Below are 15,154 nucleotides of genomic sequence, written 5' to 3'. Positions count from 1 at the left end.
CCGAGGCGCCCCCCGCCGTGCCCGCCCGCCCCGTCGGGGATCAGGACGGGCGCCCCAGGACCGCGGCGCCCGGGCCCCCGACCGCGTACACCAGCGCCGGGGCCTGCCGCGCCGTGACGCGCTGGATCACGGCGACCGCCAGGGCACCCGCCGAAAGGTTGAGGGTCTCGCCGGCGAGGAGGAGGGCGAGCGAAGTTCCCTGCCCCAGCCCGGTGCCCGCGGTGACGACCACCGCGCGCCCGACCCAGGCCGCCCACCACACGTTCACCAGGACCCTGTCGCGCCCCTTCACCGCGCCGGGGCCGCTCGCACCGTGCACGTCCAGGACGAGCCCGCGCGGCACCCAGAGGTTCACCACCGGGACCAGCCAGCTGGCCACGGCCCACGGCATGGTGCCGGGCAGGGGCGTGGGGGAGAGGAGTTGGGCGTTGCGCCGGCAGCGGGCGAACCACACCAGGAAGAGCACGACCGCCGCCGTCATCGTGTACACGCTCACCGTCGATGCCGTCGCATACGCACTCGAAGACGTGTCCTGCGGATGCAGGTGGTACGCCCGCATGGTCACCACCCGGTAGACGTCCACCACGGCTGCCGCGGCCACGGCGGCCTGGGCGGAACGGGCGAGCGGCCAGGGGGCCTTGGCGATGGATGCGGACACGGGGGGACACCTGCCTGTCGAAGGCGGCACGCGTGGGCGTGACGCGGAAGCGATGATCGGAGAAGCGGATCATAGGGCAGACGGCCCCGGTCCGCCCTCGGCGTGGGTGGCGCACTCGCACCCCGAGCCCGTGACGGGGAAAAATGGGCTCCAGTGATCGATCACACCGATGCGGAGGAGCGGACTGATGCCGCACGAGCGAGCAGGCAGGCCGGCCGGTCCCGAGGACCTTGTCGACGTGGCCCGGCTGGTCACGGCGTACTACGCGCTGCACCCGGACCCGGCCGACCCGGGGCAGCGCGTGGCGTTCGGTACCTCGGGACACCGGGGTTCTTCCCTGGCGACCGCCTTCAACGAGGACCACATCGCCGCCACCAGCCAGGCCATCTGCGAGTACCGCGCCTCGCAGGGCGTGGACGGCCCGCTGTACCTCGGCGCCGACACCCACGCGCTGTCCGAGCCCGCGAAGGTCACCGCGCTCGAGGTGTTCGCGGCCAACGACGTGACCGTGCTGGTCGACAGCGCGGACGGCTACACCCCGACCCCGGCCGTCTCGCACGCCATCCTCACCCACAACCGGGGCCGCACCTCCGGCCTCGCCGACGGTGTGGTCGTCACCCCGTCGCACAACCCGCCCGCCGACGGCGGCTTCAAGTACAACCCGCCCAGCGGCGGGCCGGCGGCCTCCGGGGCGACCTCCTGGATCCAGGACCGGGCCAACCAGATCATCGCGGGCGGCCTGAAGGACGTTCAGCGGCTGCCGTACACCCGCGCACTTGCAGCGGACACCACCCAGCGGTACGACTTCCTGGGCGCCTATGTCGGCGACCTGCCGAGCGTCCTGGACCTCGACGCGATCCGCGCGGCCGGCCTGCGCATCGGCGCCGACCCGCTCGGCGGCGCGTCGGTCGCCTACTGGGGCCGGATCGCCGAGGAGCACCGCCTCGACCTGACCGTGGTCAATCCCCACACCGACCCCACCTGGCGGTTCATGACGCTGGACTGGGACGGCCGGATCCGGATGGACTGCTCGTCGCCGTACGCGATGGCCTCCCTCATCGAGCAGCGCGACCGCTTCCGCATCGCCACCGGCAACGACGCCGACGCCGACCGCCACGGCATCGTCACCCCGGACGCGGGCCTGATGAACCCCAACCACTACCTCGCCGTCGCCATCTCCTACCTCTACCGGCACCGCGAGCAGTGGCCCGCCGACGCGGGCATCGGCAAGACGCTCGTCTCCTCCACGATGATCGACCGCGTCGCCGCCGACCTGGGCCGCCGACTGGTCGAGGTACCGGTCGGGTTCAAGTGGTTCGTGGACGGACTCGCGGCGGGCACCCTCGGGTTCGGCGGTGAGGAGTCGGCCGGCGCGTCCTTCCTGCGCCGGGACGGCTCGGTGTGGACCACCGACAAGGACGGCATCATCCTGGCCCTGCTCGCCTCCGAGATCACGGCGGTCACGGACAGGACACCGTCGCAGCACTACGCCGACCTGACCGACCGCTTCGGCGAACCCGCCTACGCCCGCATCGACGCCCCCGCGACCCGGGAGCAGAAGGCGCTGCTCGGCAAGTTGTCCCCGGCCCAGGTCACCGCCGACACCCTCGCGGGAGAGACGGTCACCGGCGTGCTGACCGAGGCGCCGGGCAACGGCGCCGCCATCGGCGGGATCAAGGTCACCACCGCCAACGCCTGGTTCGCGGCCCGTCCTTCGGGCACCGAGGACGTCTACAAGATCTACGCCGAGTCGTTCCTCGGCGCGGGCCATCTGGCCCGGGTGCAGGAGGAGGCCAAGGGCGTGGTCCTCACCGCGCTCGGCGGCTGAGACCGCGGGACCGTACGGCGACGGCCCGCGCGACGCGTGCGCGCAGGCCGTCGCCGCGTGAGTTCAGCCGCGTGCTCGGCCCTGCTCCAGGCGGTCCAGCACGGCCTGCGCCATCGCGGCCTCGCCCGTGGCGTTGGGGTGGGCGGGGGCCGCGGGCGCGGCCGGCTGCAGCGGCTCGATCCACCGGTCCGCGGGCGCCTTGCACATGTCGTGGCCGACCGTGGGGCGGTAGGTGTCGACGTACTCGACCCGGTTCCATGCGGCCACCAGACGCAGCATCAGGTTCAGCCGCTTCTCGGTGTCCCGCAGGTAGGGGAAGTCCTTCCGTGCGAACGGCACCGACGGGAAGCAGCCGCTGCCGTCGTCCGGCAGCAGGTCCGGGTAGCCGACGAGGAGCACCCGCGCGTGCGGGGCACGGGCGTGCACGGCGTGCAGCACCCGGTCGATCTTCGGCGCGGTCTCCAGGACGGTGAGCGCCAGCCGGTCGTATCCCAAGGCGTTGTAGGAGCGTTCGCAGGGATTGCCCGTCGGGTCCTGCGCGCCGAGGCGGGCACACGTGCCGATGATCGAGCCGAAGCCCACGTCGTTGCCGCCGATCTGCACCGTCACGAGGTCGGTGTCCCGTCCCAGCGCGTCGAGCTGGGGACCGTTGGAGCCCTGCGGCTTCCACATCTCGTTCGTGGTGGCCCCGGAGCAGCTCACGTCCTTGAACGCGGTCGCGTGCCGCTGCGCCGCCACGAGCGAGGGGTAATTGTGGTCGGAGCGGGCGCAGTCGGCGTCGACCTGGCGGGGGATGAACGGGCCCGAGGTGTACGAGTCGCCGAGCGAGACGTAGGCGGGGTCGCGGCCGTGCCCGGCCGGTTGCGCGGTGGCGGGCGTCGTGGACGCGGCGACGAGGGCACAGCCCCCCAGTGCCGCGCCCAGTACGGCGATCCGCCGCCGGCCTCTCGCCCCGTCCGTCCCCTGTATGCCGTTCGCCATGGAATCCTCCCCCTGAGGCCGGTACATCGCGCGGGGCCGCGCCCAGGAGCGGACCTCGCGCGTTCAACCGGCCCTGTATACCGTCCGGTAGGTCGCGCGGACCAGAAGCGGGAAGGAACATTCGTACCCGGGGGGAAGGGAACGGCAACCGGGTCCCCGCGGTCGGGCGGGGACCGGATCTGCGTCTCCGGCGGAGAGGGCAGGATTCGAACCTGCGTGGGCCTTGTGGGGCCCGACCTCGAGGCGTGCTCGCTGGTCCCCGATCAACCACTCCGGGCACCTCTCCCCGTGACCGGCTTCCGGATTCCCGTGCCGTTCACGAGAACAACGATGCCAGGACCCGCTGACGCAGTCCTGACGCGTCCGGCCGTGTCACCGGGACGGGCGATCCGCGGCGCACGGCAGCTGCGACGTCCCGCTGCCACGGTCACGGGGAGAGCCTGCTCTCTCATGCGCCCCAGAGCGTGACGTACACCGGGGGACGGAACCGGGAGGGCGGGACGCCCGCGCCGGGCGCGCGCATGATGCGGGTCGCTGCGGGCGTGTGCAGGAAGTGCAGGAACGCGTCGGTGGCCGGGGAACGCTGCTCCGGCCGCAGGACGGTGGCGTGCCAGGTGGCGTCCGACGGCGTGGCCGGGGTCTCCAGGATGCGCAGTTCGTCTCGCCGGATGCGGGGCGACACCAGATGGGCGGGCGCCGGCGCCACCCCTGCGCCCTCGGCTGCGGCCGCCCAGGTCGCGGCCTGGTTGGGGAACACCCACACATGCCCCTCGGCCACTCCGAGCCGACGCAGCAGCCGCCCGGAGTCCGCGTCCGGATCGGTCCCGGAGGAATCGACCAGCCACGACCACTGCGGCGGCGGGCCGGGCGGCCGCGGTGACCTGGCACGGGTCACCACGACCAGCTCGGTGCGGAACAGCGGCTCGCTGACCAGCTCGCCCCTGCGGGCGGCGCCGGGACACGGCCCGAGCGCGACGTCGGCCAGCCGGTTCTCCACCAGCACGCGTATCCCGCTGCCCGAGGCCACCGCGAACGAGGTCTCCGTCCGGCGCCCCGAGCGACAGGCGAAGGCCTCCACGAGCGAGGGGAGCACGAACTCGGCCAGCGTGCTCGTGGCGACGACCCGCAGTTCGTCGGGCGCGCCCCGTGCCGCCCGTACCGCGGCCTCGGCGTCCGCGCTCAGCGCGACCATCCGCGACGCGACCGGCAGCAGCCGCGCCCCGGCGGGCGTCAGGCGCATCCCACCGCCGCCGGTGCGCCGGATGAGCGGATCGCCGAAGTGGGTGCGCAGCGCGGCGAGCGCCTGCGACACCGCAGGCTCGCTCACGTCCAGAGTCCGCGCCGCAGCGCTGACCGAACCGAGCCGCGCAACCAGCACGAAGGCGCTGAGCTGCGTCACGGTCACCATCCGATTTTGCCGCGTTTGGGGAGATAAGTGAATGCTTATATGTCCATTGCGCGGCCGGTGGGAAGAGCGCAGCATCGCTGCAGCAACGGGCAAGAACGATCCAGGAGGGCCCGATGCAGGTTCCGGCTGCATTCCAGTACGAGAGGGCCACCAGCCTCAAGCAGGCGATCGAGCTGCTCACACGGTACGGCCCCGAGGCACGGGTGGTGGCGGGCGGACACAGCCTGCTGCCGATGATGAAACTGAGGCTGGCCCAGCCCGAAGCCCTCATCGACATCAACGGCCTCGGCGAGCTGGCGCTGATCCGGGTGGACGGGCACGACCTGGCCGTCGGAGCGATGGTCCGCCACGCGGAACTGCTCGCCTCGCCGGTCGTCGGCGAACACTTCCCCATCCTGCGGGACGCGGAGCGGGTCATCGCCGATCCGCTCGTACGCAACCGCGGCACCGTGGGCGGTTCGCTGTGCCAGGCCGATCCGTCGGAGGACCTGTCCGCGGCCTTCTCGGCACTGCGGGCGACCCTCGTCGCCCAGGGCCCCGGAGGCAGGCGCACCATCGGCATCAGGGAGTTCTTCCTCGGACCGTACGAGACCGCGCTGGACGAGGCGGAGCTTCTGGTGGAGATCCGTGTGCCCATCCGTTCGCACGCCAGCGCCTACCGGAAGGTCGAGCGCCGGGTCGGCGACTGGGCGGTCGTCGCGGCGGGAGCGGTGCTGGAGATCTCCGGCGGGCTCATCACCGAGGCCGGTATCGGGCTGACCGCCGTGGGTGCCCCATGGTTCGTTGCCGAGCAGGCCGAGGACTTCCTCGGCGGCGGACGCCCGGACGACGAGGCCTTCGCCGAGGCGGGCCGGATCGCCTCGCAGGAGTGCAGGCCGACGGCCGACCAGCGCGGCCCGGTCGACTACAAGCGGCATCTGGCCGGGGAGCTGACCACGCGGGCGCTGCGCGCCGCCGCCGCACGCGCGCAGGGGCAGGAGGCGTGACATGCGGATCACCGTGAGCGTGAACGGCGAGCAGCACACGAGGGACGTGGAGCCCAGGCTGCTGCTCGTGCACTTCCTGCGCGACGAACTCGGGCTCACCGGCACCCACTGGGGCTGTGACACCTCCAACTGCGGGGTTTGTACCGTCTGGCTGGACGGGACGCCGGTCAAGTCCTGCACCGTGCTCGCGGTGATGGCCGACGGCCATGAGGTGCGGACCGTCGAGGGCCTGGCGCACGGCACCGAACTCGACCCGGTGCAACAGGGGTTCATCGCCTGTCACGGGCTGCAGTGCGGCTTCTGCACGCCGGGGATGATGATGACGGCCCGCTGGCTGCTCGACCACGACGCGGATCCGTCCGAGGAGGACATCCGCGAGGCCATCTCCGGACAGATGTGCCGCTGCACCGGCTACGAGAACATCGTGCGCTCCATCCGCTGGGCCGCCGAGCACGGCGGCGGGTCGGGGACCGCCGACGCGGGCACCGAGCCAGCGCCCGGCCGCGAGGAGGTGCGGGCATGACGACCACCGAGGAACGGCCGGTCGGCTTCGGACGGATGCCCCGCAAGGAGGATGCGCGGTTCGTCCGCGGCCACGGCACCTACGTCGACGACGTCCGGCTGCCCGGGATGCTGTACGGCGCCGTCCTGCGCAGCCCGCTGGCGCACGCCCGGATCGTGTCGGTCGACACCAGCGCCGCCGAGGCACACCCGAGGGTCAAGGCCGTGATCACGGGGGAGACCCTCGCCGGTCTCGGGCTGGCGTGGATGCCCACGCTCTCGTACGACACACAGGCGGTGCTGGCCACCGACAAGGTGCGCTTCCAGGGCCAGGAGGTCGCCTTCGTCGTCGCCGAGGACCGCTACGCAGCCCGGGACGCCCTCGAACTGATCGACGTGGAGTACGAATCGCTCCCGCCGGTCGTCGACGCCCGCCGGGCGCTCGAACCGGACGCGCCGGTGATCCGCGACGACAAGGAACACCAGGGCGACAACCACATCTTCGACTGGTCGGCGGGCGACAAGGAGCGCACGGACGAGGTCTTCGCGGCCGCCGACGTCGTGGTGGAGCAGGACATGCTGTACCCGCGGGTGCACCCCGCGCCGCTGGAGACCTGCGGCACGGTCGCGGACATGGACGCGGTCACCGGGAAGCTGACGGTGTGGTCCACCACCCAGGCCCCGCACGCCCACCGCACGATCTACGCGATGGTGACCGGCATCCCGGAGCACAAGATCCGGATCATCTCCCCCGACATCGGGGGCGGCTTCGGCAACAAGGTCGGCATCTACCCCGGTTACGTGTGCGCGGTCGTCGGCTCGATCGTCACCGGCAAGCCGGTCAAGTGGGTGGAGGACCGCTCGGAGAACCTGATGAGCACCTCCTTCGCCCGCGACTACCACATGCACGGGGAGATCGCGGCGACGAAGGACGGGAAGATCCAGGGCCTGCGCGTCCATGTGATCGCCGATCACGGCGCGTTCAACGCCACCGCACAGCCGTCGCAGTTCCCGGCCGGCTTCTTCAGCGTCTTCACCGGCTCGTACGACCTGGCCGCCGCACACTGCACCGTGACCGGCGTCTACACCAACAAGGCCCCCGGCGGCGTCGCCTACGCCTGCTCGTTCCGCGTGACCGAGGCCGTGTACCTGGTCGAGCGGATGGTCGACGTGCTCGCGGACACGCTCGGCACGGACCCGGCCGAGCTGCGGATGCGCAACCTGCTGCGGCCCGGGCAGTTCCCGTACAAGACGCAGACGGGGTGGGAGTACGACTCCGGCGACTACCCGAAGGCCCTGCGGCTGGCCATGGACATCGCGCACTACGACGACCTGCGCCGGGAGCAGGCCGACAGGCGCGAGCGCGGCGAGCTGATGGGCATCGGGGTCAGCTTCTTCACCGAGGCCGTCGGTGCGGGCCCCCGCAAGCACATGGACATCCTCGGACTGGGCATGGCCGACGGCGCCGAACTGCGGGTGCACCCGACCGGCAAGGCCGTCCTGCGGATCTCCGTACAGACCCAGGGGCAGGGCCACGAGACGACCTTCGCGCAGATCGTCGCCGAGGAACTGGGCATCCCGCCCGACGACGTCGAGGTGGTGCACGGCGACACCGACCAGACCCCGTTCGGGCTCGGCACGTACGGATCCCGCTCGACGCCGGTGTCCGGGGCGGCGGCCGCGATGGTCGCCCGCAAGGTGCGCGAACGCGCGAAGATCGTCGCCTCCGCGATGCTCGAAGTGAGCCCGGACGACCTGGAATGGGAGAAGGGCCGCTGGTACGTCACGGGCGACCCCGACCAGGGCAGGACCATGGCCGAGATCGCGCTCGCCGCGCACTCCAGCCTGGAGCTGCCCGAGGGCGTGGAGGGCCACCTGGACGCGACCTGCGTCTACAACCCGCCGAACCTCACCTTCCCCTTCGGCGCCTACGTCTGCGTCGCCGACGTGGACGCGGGCACCGGCCAGGTGAAGATCCGCCGGTTCATCGCCGTGGACGACTGCGGCAACCGGATCAACCCCATGATCGTCGAGGGTCAGGTGCACGGCGGGCTCGCCGACGGCGTCGGCATGGCGCTCATGCAGGTGATCGCCTTCGACGAGGACGGCAACTGCCTCGGCGGATCGTTCATGGACTATCTCCTGCCCACCTCGGTCGAGTGCCCGTCCTGGGAGCTCGGCGAGACCGTCACCCCCTCCCCGCACCACCCCATCGGCGCCAAGGGCATCGGAGAGTCCGCCACGGTGGGCTCGCCCGCCGCAGTGGTCAACGCCGTGGTCGACGCGCTGAAGCCGCTCGGCGTGCGCCACGTCGACATGCCGCTGACACCCGCCGCGGTGTGGCGCGCCGCCCAGGGCCGACCGCTGCGCACCGACCTGGCGATCACCTGAGGCCCCCGCGATGACGAACATCGAACTGCTGACCCGCGCGGACGTGCTCCGGCACGGCCGGACCCCGTTCGTCCTCGCCACCGTCGTCCACGCGGAGCGGCCCACGAGCGCGAAGCCCGGGGACAGCGCGCTGGTGCTGCCGGACGGCACCGTCGAGGGCTTCGTGGGCGGCACCTGCGCCGAGACGACGGTGCAACTGCAGGGCCTGCGGGTGCTGGAGAGCGGCCAGTCGCTGCTGCTGAGGATCACGCCCGCCGCCGGCACCGGCACCCAAGGCGCACAGGAGCCCGCCGAAGGCCTGGTCACGGTGGCCAATCCCTGCCTGTCGGGCGGGACGCTCGACATCTTCCTGGAGGTCAACCTCCCTCCGGCGCTGGCCTACGTCTACGGACACGCCCCCATCGCCCGCGCCCTGCTCGACGTCGGCCGCGTGCTCGGCCTCGACGCCCGGCCGGCCCCGCCCGGGGAGCCGCTGCCGCCCGATCTGGACGTCGTCGTCATCGCCACGCACGGCCGCGACGAGGAGACCGTACTGATCGAGGCCGCACGTTCCGGGGTCCCGTACGTCGGGCTGGTCGCCAGTCCGAAGCGCGGCGCGGCGGTGCTCGCCGCGCTGGACCTGACCGCGGAGCAACGCGCGCGCATCCACACCCCGGCCGGGCTGGACATCGGCGCGCGGACCCCGGCGGAGATCGCGCTGTCGGTGTACGCCGAGATCGTCGCGCTGCGGCCGCAGGCGGCCCGGGCCGTGCGCCCCGCAGCCGAGACCACCGTGCCCGAGGGCGTGGCCGAGGGCGTGGATCCCGTGTGCGGCATGACCGTGGCGATCACGCCCGCCACCCTGTCGGCGGACCGGGCCGGCAGCAGGGTGTACTTCTGCGGGCCGGGGTGCCAGCACGCCTTCGCCGACGAGCCCTCCCGTTACGCGCATGCCTGACGTCGACCCCCTCGTACCCGATGTCCCCGCCCTGCGCTCGCGTCTGGGAGCGGTCGGCTACCTGGCCGACGACGCCCTGGCCACGGCGCTGCTGCTGGCCGTGCGTATGCGGCAGCCGATCCTGCTGGAGGGCGAGCCCGGCGTCGGCAAGACCGAGGCGGCCCGCGCGCTCGCCGCCGTGCTCGACACCCCGCTGATCCGGCTGCAGTGCTACGAGGGACTGTCCTCGGCGGAGGCCCTCTACGAGTGGAACTACCCCCGCCAGCTGCTGGCCATCCGGCTGGCCGAGTCCCGCGGGGAGCCCCTGCGGGACGCCGACCTGTTCACCGACGACTACCTCCTGCCACGGCCGCTGCTCGCCGCGATCTGCCACCCCGGACCGCGGCCGGCGGTACTGCTCATCGACGAAGTCGACCGCGCCGACGACGAGTTCGAGGCGTTCCTGCTGGAACTGCTCGCCGATGCCGCGGTCACCATCCCCGAACTCGGCACCCGGACGGCCGCGGTGCCGCCGGTGGCCGTCCTGACCTCCAACCGCACCCGGGATCTGCACGACGCACTCAAGCGCCGCTGCCTCTACCACTGGATCGACTACCCGGACACCGCACGCGTCGCCGCGATCATCCGCAGACGGGTGCCGGAGTCGGCCGAGTGGCTGGCCACGCGCGTGGCACGCGGGGTGGCCCGCCTGCGCGCCCGGCAGGAGCTCACCAAGCCGCCCGGCATCGCCGAGGCCATCGACTGGGCGGGCGCGCTGCACGCGCTGGGGCTCTGCGTGCTCGACGCCGCCGCCGCCGACCGCACCCTGGGCGCCGTCCTCAAGTACGCCGAGGACCTGGAGGCCGTGCGCCGGACCGGACTGGCGCAGCTGGTCGACGCGGAGGCCGGCTCCGATGCCTGACCTGCCCGGCCCGTCCGACCTTCTTGGCCCGTCCGACCTGCCTGACCTGCCGGAACTGGCCGCCTCGTTCGCCGCAGCCCTGCACGGCGCGGGAATCACGGTCGGCCCCGACCGCACCCGGAGCTTCGCGCGGGCGCTCACCCTGCTGGCGCCGTCGACGACAGGGGAGCTGCGGCACTGCGCGCTCGCCACCCTGGTGTCCGACCGCGAGCAGATCGAGCCGTTCGACGCGGTCTTCCGGGAGGTCTTCGGCGGCCCGGCCGACCGCGGAGCACAGCGCGGGCAGCCCGGCGCCCCGGCCCGATCGCTCCCGGACACCGTTCCCGGCCGCGTCCCCGGCAGCCGCAACGCCACGGCGGACGCACGGAGCCGGGACACCGGCGCACAGCCCCGGGAGGCTCCCGTACCCCTCACCGCCAGTCCGCTCGACCGCCTCGCAGACCGCGACTTCGCGGACCTGTCCGCCGAGGAACTGGCGCGGCTCTCCGAAGTGATGCGCACCATGGTGCTGCACACTCCGACCCGGCCGTCCCGTCGACGCCGCACCGCGCACCACGGTGCGCGCATCGATGTGCGCCGCACCCTCTCCGCCAGCCGGCGCACCGGCGGATACCCGCTGCGGCTGCGGCGCTTCGTGCCCCGCGCCCGCCCCCGCGACCTCATCGTGCTCTGCGACATCTCCGGATCGATGGAGCCCTATGCCCGCGCGATGCTCCAGCTGCTCTACTGCGCCGCCCGGGCCACCCGCGCCGAGGTCTTCACCTTCGCCACCCGGCTCACCCGCCTCACGCCCGTCCTCCGGCGGGCCGGGCCGGACGACGCCCTGGCGCGGGCCGGACGGGCGGCCCCGGACTGGTCGGGGGGTACCCGGATCGCGGAGTGCCTGGCGGAGTTCAACGAGCGGTTCGGCCGGCGCGGCATGGCGCACGGCGCGGTGGTCGCCATCATCTCCGACGGCTGGGACACCGGCGCACCCGTCGACCTCGCCACCCACATGGCGCGGCTGTCCCGGGTCGCCCACCGCGTCATATGGGTCAACCCGCGCACGGCAAGTCCGCGCTACCGTCCGCTCGTGGCCGGCATGGCCGCGGCGCTGCCCTACTGCGACGCGGTCGTCAGCGCCCACAGCCTCGCGGCCCTGGACGACTTCACCGCCGCTCTGTCCGCCCCGCGCCGCCGCCGGTGACCCTGCCCCGGGGCGCTGCCGTCCATGCCCTGCCCGGGACCGGGGGATGCGCACCCTCGGCGTATCCGGGGACGCCGTGGCCGGTCCGGGAACTCGGATCTCCCGCGCGGTGTCCGGCCGCCGAGCCGGAGCCGCCGACCCCCGGCCGGAAAACGGTGTTTGGCCGAGAAGGTCCCCGGCACACAAACGGTGGCCTGCATTCCGTGCACGAGCCGGGGGCGCGTACCCGCCAATACCGCCCGGACGCAGGGGTGTTCCGCCGGCTCCCGAGAGCCCCTCGGACCACCCGCCCGCACCGTGCGCGTACACGGTCCGCGACGTTGCGTCACAGATTCATCGCATCACCTTCACGTTACGCACACTTTCGGCCGATCGGTGTGCGGGGTGCTTCCGGCGGGGCAGACGCCGCGCTCACCGCATGCCTAGCCTCCCGGGCCATGCGATCACCTCTGATGAGACGCCTGGGACCGCTGTCCTCGCCCTCGTCCTCGCCGTCTTCGGCCTCGCCCCGGCGGCCAGTGCCGACCCGGCGCCGGCCGCGCTGACTTCAGCACCGACAGCGCCACCACCATCCCCGGCGGCACGGTGCACCTGTCGATGACCATCACCAACAACAAGACCTACGACATCTGGTTCGTGTACCAGACCATCGACCCGACCTGGCTCACCACCCAGCGCCCCGACCTGAAGTACAGCTTCACCGGCTGCAGCCTGGCCACCGCCGCCGGGGGCACCGCCTGTTCCGGCACCGGTCCGGCCAGCCTCGGCGCCGACTGCGGCGCGACCATCCCGCCCGGCCGGAGCCGCACCGTCACGCTGACCCTCCAGGTCGCCGCCGACTCCGGCTGCAACGGCAACATCGGCTTCTACTCGTACTACTACGCCGAGTTCAGCGACAGTACGAACAACAGCGGTGGCCCCGTCTACACGCCCGAGGCGCGCGTACTCTGCGCCTGACGGACCAGTCGGACCCATGGTGCGAGTGACCTGAACCGGACCCTCTGGGCAGATCCTGCCTGGTCTGGACCACTGGCACTTCGCCCGGCGGGCCCCATCGGCCCGCCGGTGTGTCATACCGGCCCGGACTAGCACACCGGAGCGGACGGACTGCCGCCGTCTCCCGTGCGGCGGCGACGGGAAGACGGCCGAACGGGTTGCCTCGCGCCCCCTTTGGCCGCCTGTACTTTTCCGTCAGGTTTCGTAAGGCGACCGCAATAGCTACACACAGCCATCACCATGTGACGCGACGGATGCGTCGACGACCGGCTTCTGAGGGGGACGCCGGCGTCGCGCAAGGGGGTGCGTCCGCTCCACGGGAGCCGTACTCGCCCCTGCCCGGGGAGGGGACTTCACCGCATGAAGCGGACCATATGCACCACGGCCCTGACGGCCGGTGCACTCATTGCCGCGCTCGGTCTGCCGGCCGCAACGGCCCAGGCCGGCACCGCGGCGCCGCGCATCGACCTCAGAGTCCTGGTGGTCGGCGACGGCGGTCCGGCCACCGACGCCATCGCCGCCGAACTCGACGCGGCGGGAACGCCGTACACCGAGGTCGACCTCACACGCTCGAACCGTCCCACCGTCGACGCCGCCTTCCTCGCGGACACCGTCGACGGGCGGCCCCGCGCCAAGTACCAGGCCGTCGTCCTGCCCAACGACAACCCGTTCGCCGCCGGCTCCGCCGAGATGGCCGCGCTCGCCTCCTACGAACAGACGTACGCCGTCCCCCAGGTCGACGCGTACACCTACGCCCGCCCCGCGGCAGGCCTCCAGTACCCGGTCACCGGCGGCTACTCGGGCAGCATCGACGGCGTGCAGGCCCAGGTGACCGCCGCGGGCAGGGCCGGACCCTTCGGCTACCTCGACGGCGCCGTCCCCTTCGAGGACAACTCGTCCTCCGTGGGCGAGAGTTACGCCTACCTGTCGACCCCCGCACCCGGCGCCGACTTCACCCCGTACGTCCAGGCACCCGTCCCGGGCACCTCCCGGCAGGGCTCACTGGTCGGCGAGTACCGGCACGACGGGCGGCGCGAGCTGGTCGTCACCTTCGTCTGCAACCAGTACCAGGAGCAGTTCCGGCTGCTGGCCCGGGGCATCGTGGAATGGATGACCGGCGGTGTGCACCTCGGCGCCACCCGCAACTACTTCGCCGTCCACGTGGACGACGTGTTCGCCGCCGACGACCGCTGGGACACCCGGCTCAACTGCACACCCAGCGACGTCGACTGCACCAACGGGGCCGGAACACCGAACCCGATCCGCATGACCCCCGCCGACGTCGACTACGCCACCGCCTGGCAGAAGGGCCACCATTTCACCCTCGACCTCGTCTACAACGGATCCGGCAGCGTGGACGAGCGCGAGGACAACAACGGCGTCGACACGCTCGCCGACAAGCTGATCGCCGACCGCGACCAGTTCCGCTGGGTCAACCACACCTACACGCACGCCTTCCTCGGCTGCGAACAGGACATCACCGTGGTGCCCTGGAAGTGCCGGACCAACGCCGACGGCAGCACCCAGTGGGTCGGCCGGAGCGCCATCGACGACGAGATCGCCAACAACCGCGTCCGGGGACGGATCAGCGGACTTCCCCTGCAGCCCGACGAGTTGGTCACCGGCGAGCACTCGGGACTGCGGATCCTGCCGCAGCAGTCCGACGACAACCCCAACCTCGCCCCCGCCCTCGCCGACGAGGGCATCGGCTGGATCGCCTCCGACAACTCCCGCGACCCCGAACAGCGCACGGTCGGCAACGCCACCACGGTCGCCCGCTACCCGATGAACGTCTTCTACAACGCCGGGCACGTCGCCGAGCAGGTCGACGAGTACAACTGGCTCTACACCAGCCGCGCCCAGGGCGGCAGCGGCATCTGCGAGGACAACCCCACCACCACCTGCCTGCCCGCGCCGCTGAACACCGGCACCGGCTACGGCGACCACATCGTGCCGCTGGAGACCCGCATCGCCCTCGGCCACGTGCTCTCCAACGACCCCAAGCCGCACTTCGTCCACCAGTCCAACCTCGCCGAGGACCGCATCGCCTACCCCGTCCTCAACGGCGTGCTCGGCGGCTACGACGGCCTGTTCGCGGACAACACCCCGCTGGTGAACCTGAGAATGAAGGACATCGGCACCGAACTGCAGCGCCGTGCAGCCTGGAAGACCGCCGTGAACGCCGACCAGGTCACCGCCTACCGCATCGGCGACACCGTGACCGTACAGGCACCGAACGGCGTCCATGTAACCGCGACCCTGCCCAGCGGCACCACGCTCCGCGGCAGTGCCTTCGGCAGCGCCTACGCGGGCGAGGTGTCCGGCTGGACCGCCTCCTCGGGCGGTACGCAGACCTTCACCCTGCCGTCCTTGGCCGCGGC

General features: G+C 72.4%; 12 protein-coding genes and 1 pseudogene. 9 read left to right on the top strand and 4 right to left on the bottom strand.

Going from position 1 to position 15,154, the window contains the following annotated elements:
* Positions 1-40: 40 nt before the first annotated feature.
* Entirely contained in the window at positions 41-658 is a 618-nt protein-coding gene (locus AB0H32_RS40490; protein WP_361132043.1) for a DUF4328 domain-containing protein, read from the bottom strand.
* A 187-nt stretch (positions 659-845) separates the two neighbouring features.
* Between AB0H32_RS40490 and pgm the strand changes: the two genes are divergently transcribed.
* Positions 846-2,486 (top strand): phosphoglucomutase (alpha-D-glucose-1,6-bisphosphate-dependent), encoded by a 1,641-nt coding sequence (gene pgm / locus AB0H32_RS40485; RefSeq protein WP_361132041.1) that lies wholly within the window; start codon positions 846-848, stop codon positions 2,484-2,486.
* A gap of 63 nt (positions 2,487-2,549) precedes the next feature.
* On the opposite strand, the gene AB0H32_RS40480 is transcribed toward pgm, so the two are convergent.
* From AB0H32_RS40480 to AB0H32_RS40470, 3 genes and pseudogenes are all read right to left on the bottom strand, one after another.
* Positions 2,550-3,467 (bottom strand): SGNH/GDSL hydrolase family protein, encoded by a 918-nt coding sequence (locus tag AB0H32_RS40480; RefSeq protein WP_361132038.1) that lies wholly within the window; start codon positions 3,465-3,467, stop codon positions 2,550-2,552.
* Between the two features lie 191 nt (positions 3,468-3,658).
* A pseudogene (locus AB0H32_RS40475) lies at positions 3,659-3,753 on the bottom strand.
* Positions 3,754-3,915: 162 nt separating this feature from the next.
* Positions 3,916-4,866: a LysR family transcriptional regulator gene (locus tag AB0H32_RS40470; protein ID WP_361132035.1), complete on the bottom strand. Its 951-nt coding sequence runs from the start codon at positions 4,864-4,866 to the stop codon at positions 3,916-3,918.
* A 122-nt stretch (positions 4,867-4,988) separates the two neighbouring features.
* Here AB0H32_RS40470 and AB0H32_RS40465 point away from each other — a divergent pair, with 122 nt between their 5' ends.
* The 8 genes from AB0H32_RS40465 to AB0H32_RS40430 form a co-directional block, all read left to right on the top strand.
* Positions 4,989-5,861: a xanthine dehydrogenase family protein subunit M gene (locus AB0H32_RS40465; protein WP_361132032.1), complete on the top strand. Its 873-nt coding sequence runs from the start codon at positions 4,989-4,991 to the stop codon at positions 5,859-5,861.
* A gap of 1 nt (position 5,862) precedes the next feature.
* On the top strand, positions 5,863-6,384 hold the full coding sequence (locus AB0H32_RS40460; RefSeq protein WP_361132029.1) for a (2Fe-2S)-binding protein: 522 nt from the start codon (positions 5,863-5,865) through the stop codon (positions 6,382-6,384).
* Complete coding sequence (locus AB0H32_RS40455) at positions 6,381-8,753, top strand: aerobic carbon-monoxide dehydrogenase large subunit (RefSeq protein ID WP_361132027.1); 2,373 nt, start codon at positions 6,381-6,383, stop codon at positions 8,751-8,753. Before AB0H32_RS40460 ends, AB0H32_RS40455 begins: the two co-directional genes overlap by 4 nt.
* A gap of 10 nt (positions 8,754-8,763) precedes the next feature.
* Entirely contained in the window at positions 8,764-9,690 is a 927-nt protein-coding gene (locus AB0H32_RS40450) for an XdhC family protein (protein ID WP_361132024.1), read from the top strand.
* Entirely contained in the window at positions 9,683-10,591 is a 909-nt protein-coding gene (locus AB0H32_RS40445; protein ID WP_361132021.1) for a MoxR family ATPase, read from the top strand. Before AB0H32_RS40450 ends, AB0H32_RS40445 begins: the two co-directional genes overlap by 8 nt.
* The gene (locus tag AB0H32_RS40440) at positions 10,584-11,777 is read left to right on the top strand and encodes a VWA domain-containing protein (protein WP_361132018.1); all 1,194 of its coding nucleotides are present in this window, start codon (positions 10,584-10,586) and stop codon (positions 11,775-11,777) included. Before AB0H32_RS40445 ends, AB0H32_RS40440 begins: the two co-directional genes overlap by 8 nt.
* A 597-nt stretch (positions 11,778-12,374) precedes the next feature.
* Positions 12,375-12,734 carry a hypothetical protein gene (locus AB0H32_RS40435; RefSeq protein ID WP_361132015.1) on the top strand — a complete coding sequence of 120 codons (360 nt, stop codon included), beginning with the start codon at positions 12,375-12,377 and terminating at the stop codon, positions 12,732-12,734.
* A gap of 399 nt (positions 12,735-13,133) precedes the next feature.
* On the top strand, positions 13,134-15,154 hold a 2,021-nt coding region (locus AB0H32_RS40430; protein WP_361132012.1), incomplete at its 3' end, for a hypothetical protein.

Origin of the sequence: Streptomyces sp. NPDC020362, assembly GCF_040642095.1 — a bacterium.
Taxonomy (GTDB): Bacteria; Actinomycetota; Actinomycetes; order Streptomycetales; family Streptomycetaceae; genus Streptomyces.
This window is presented reverse-complemented; position numbering and strand designations above follow the sequence as displayed.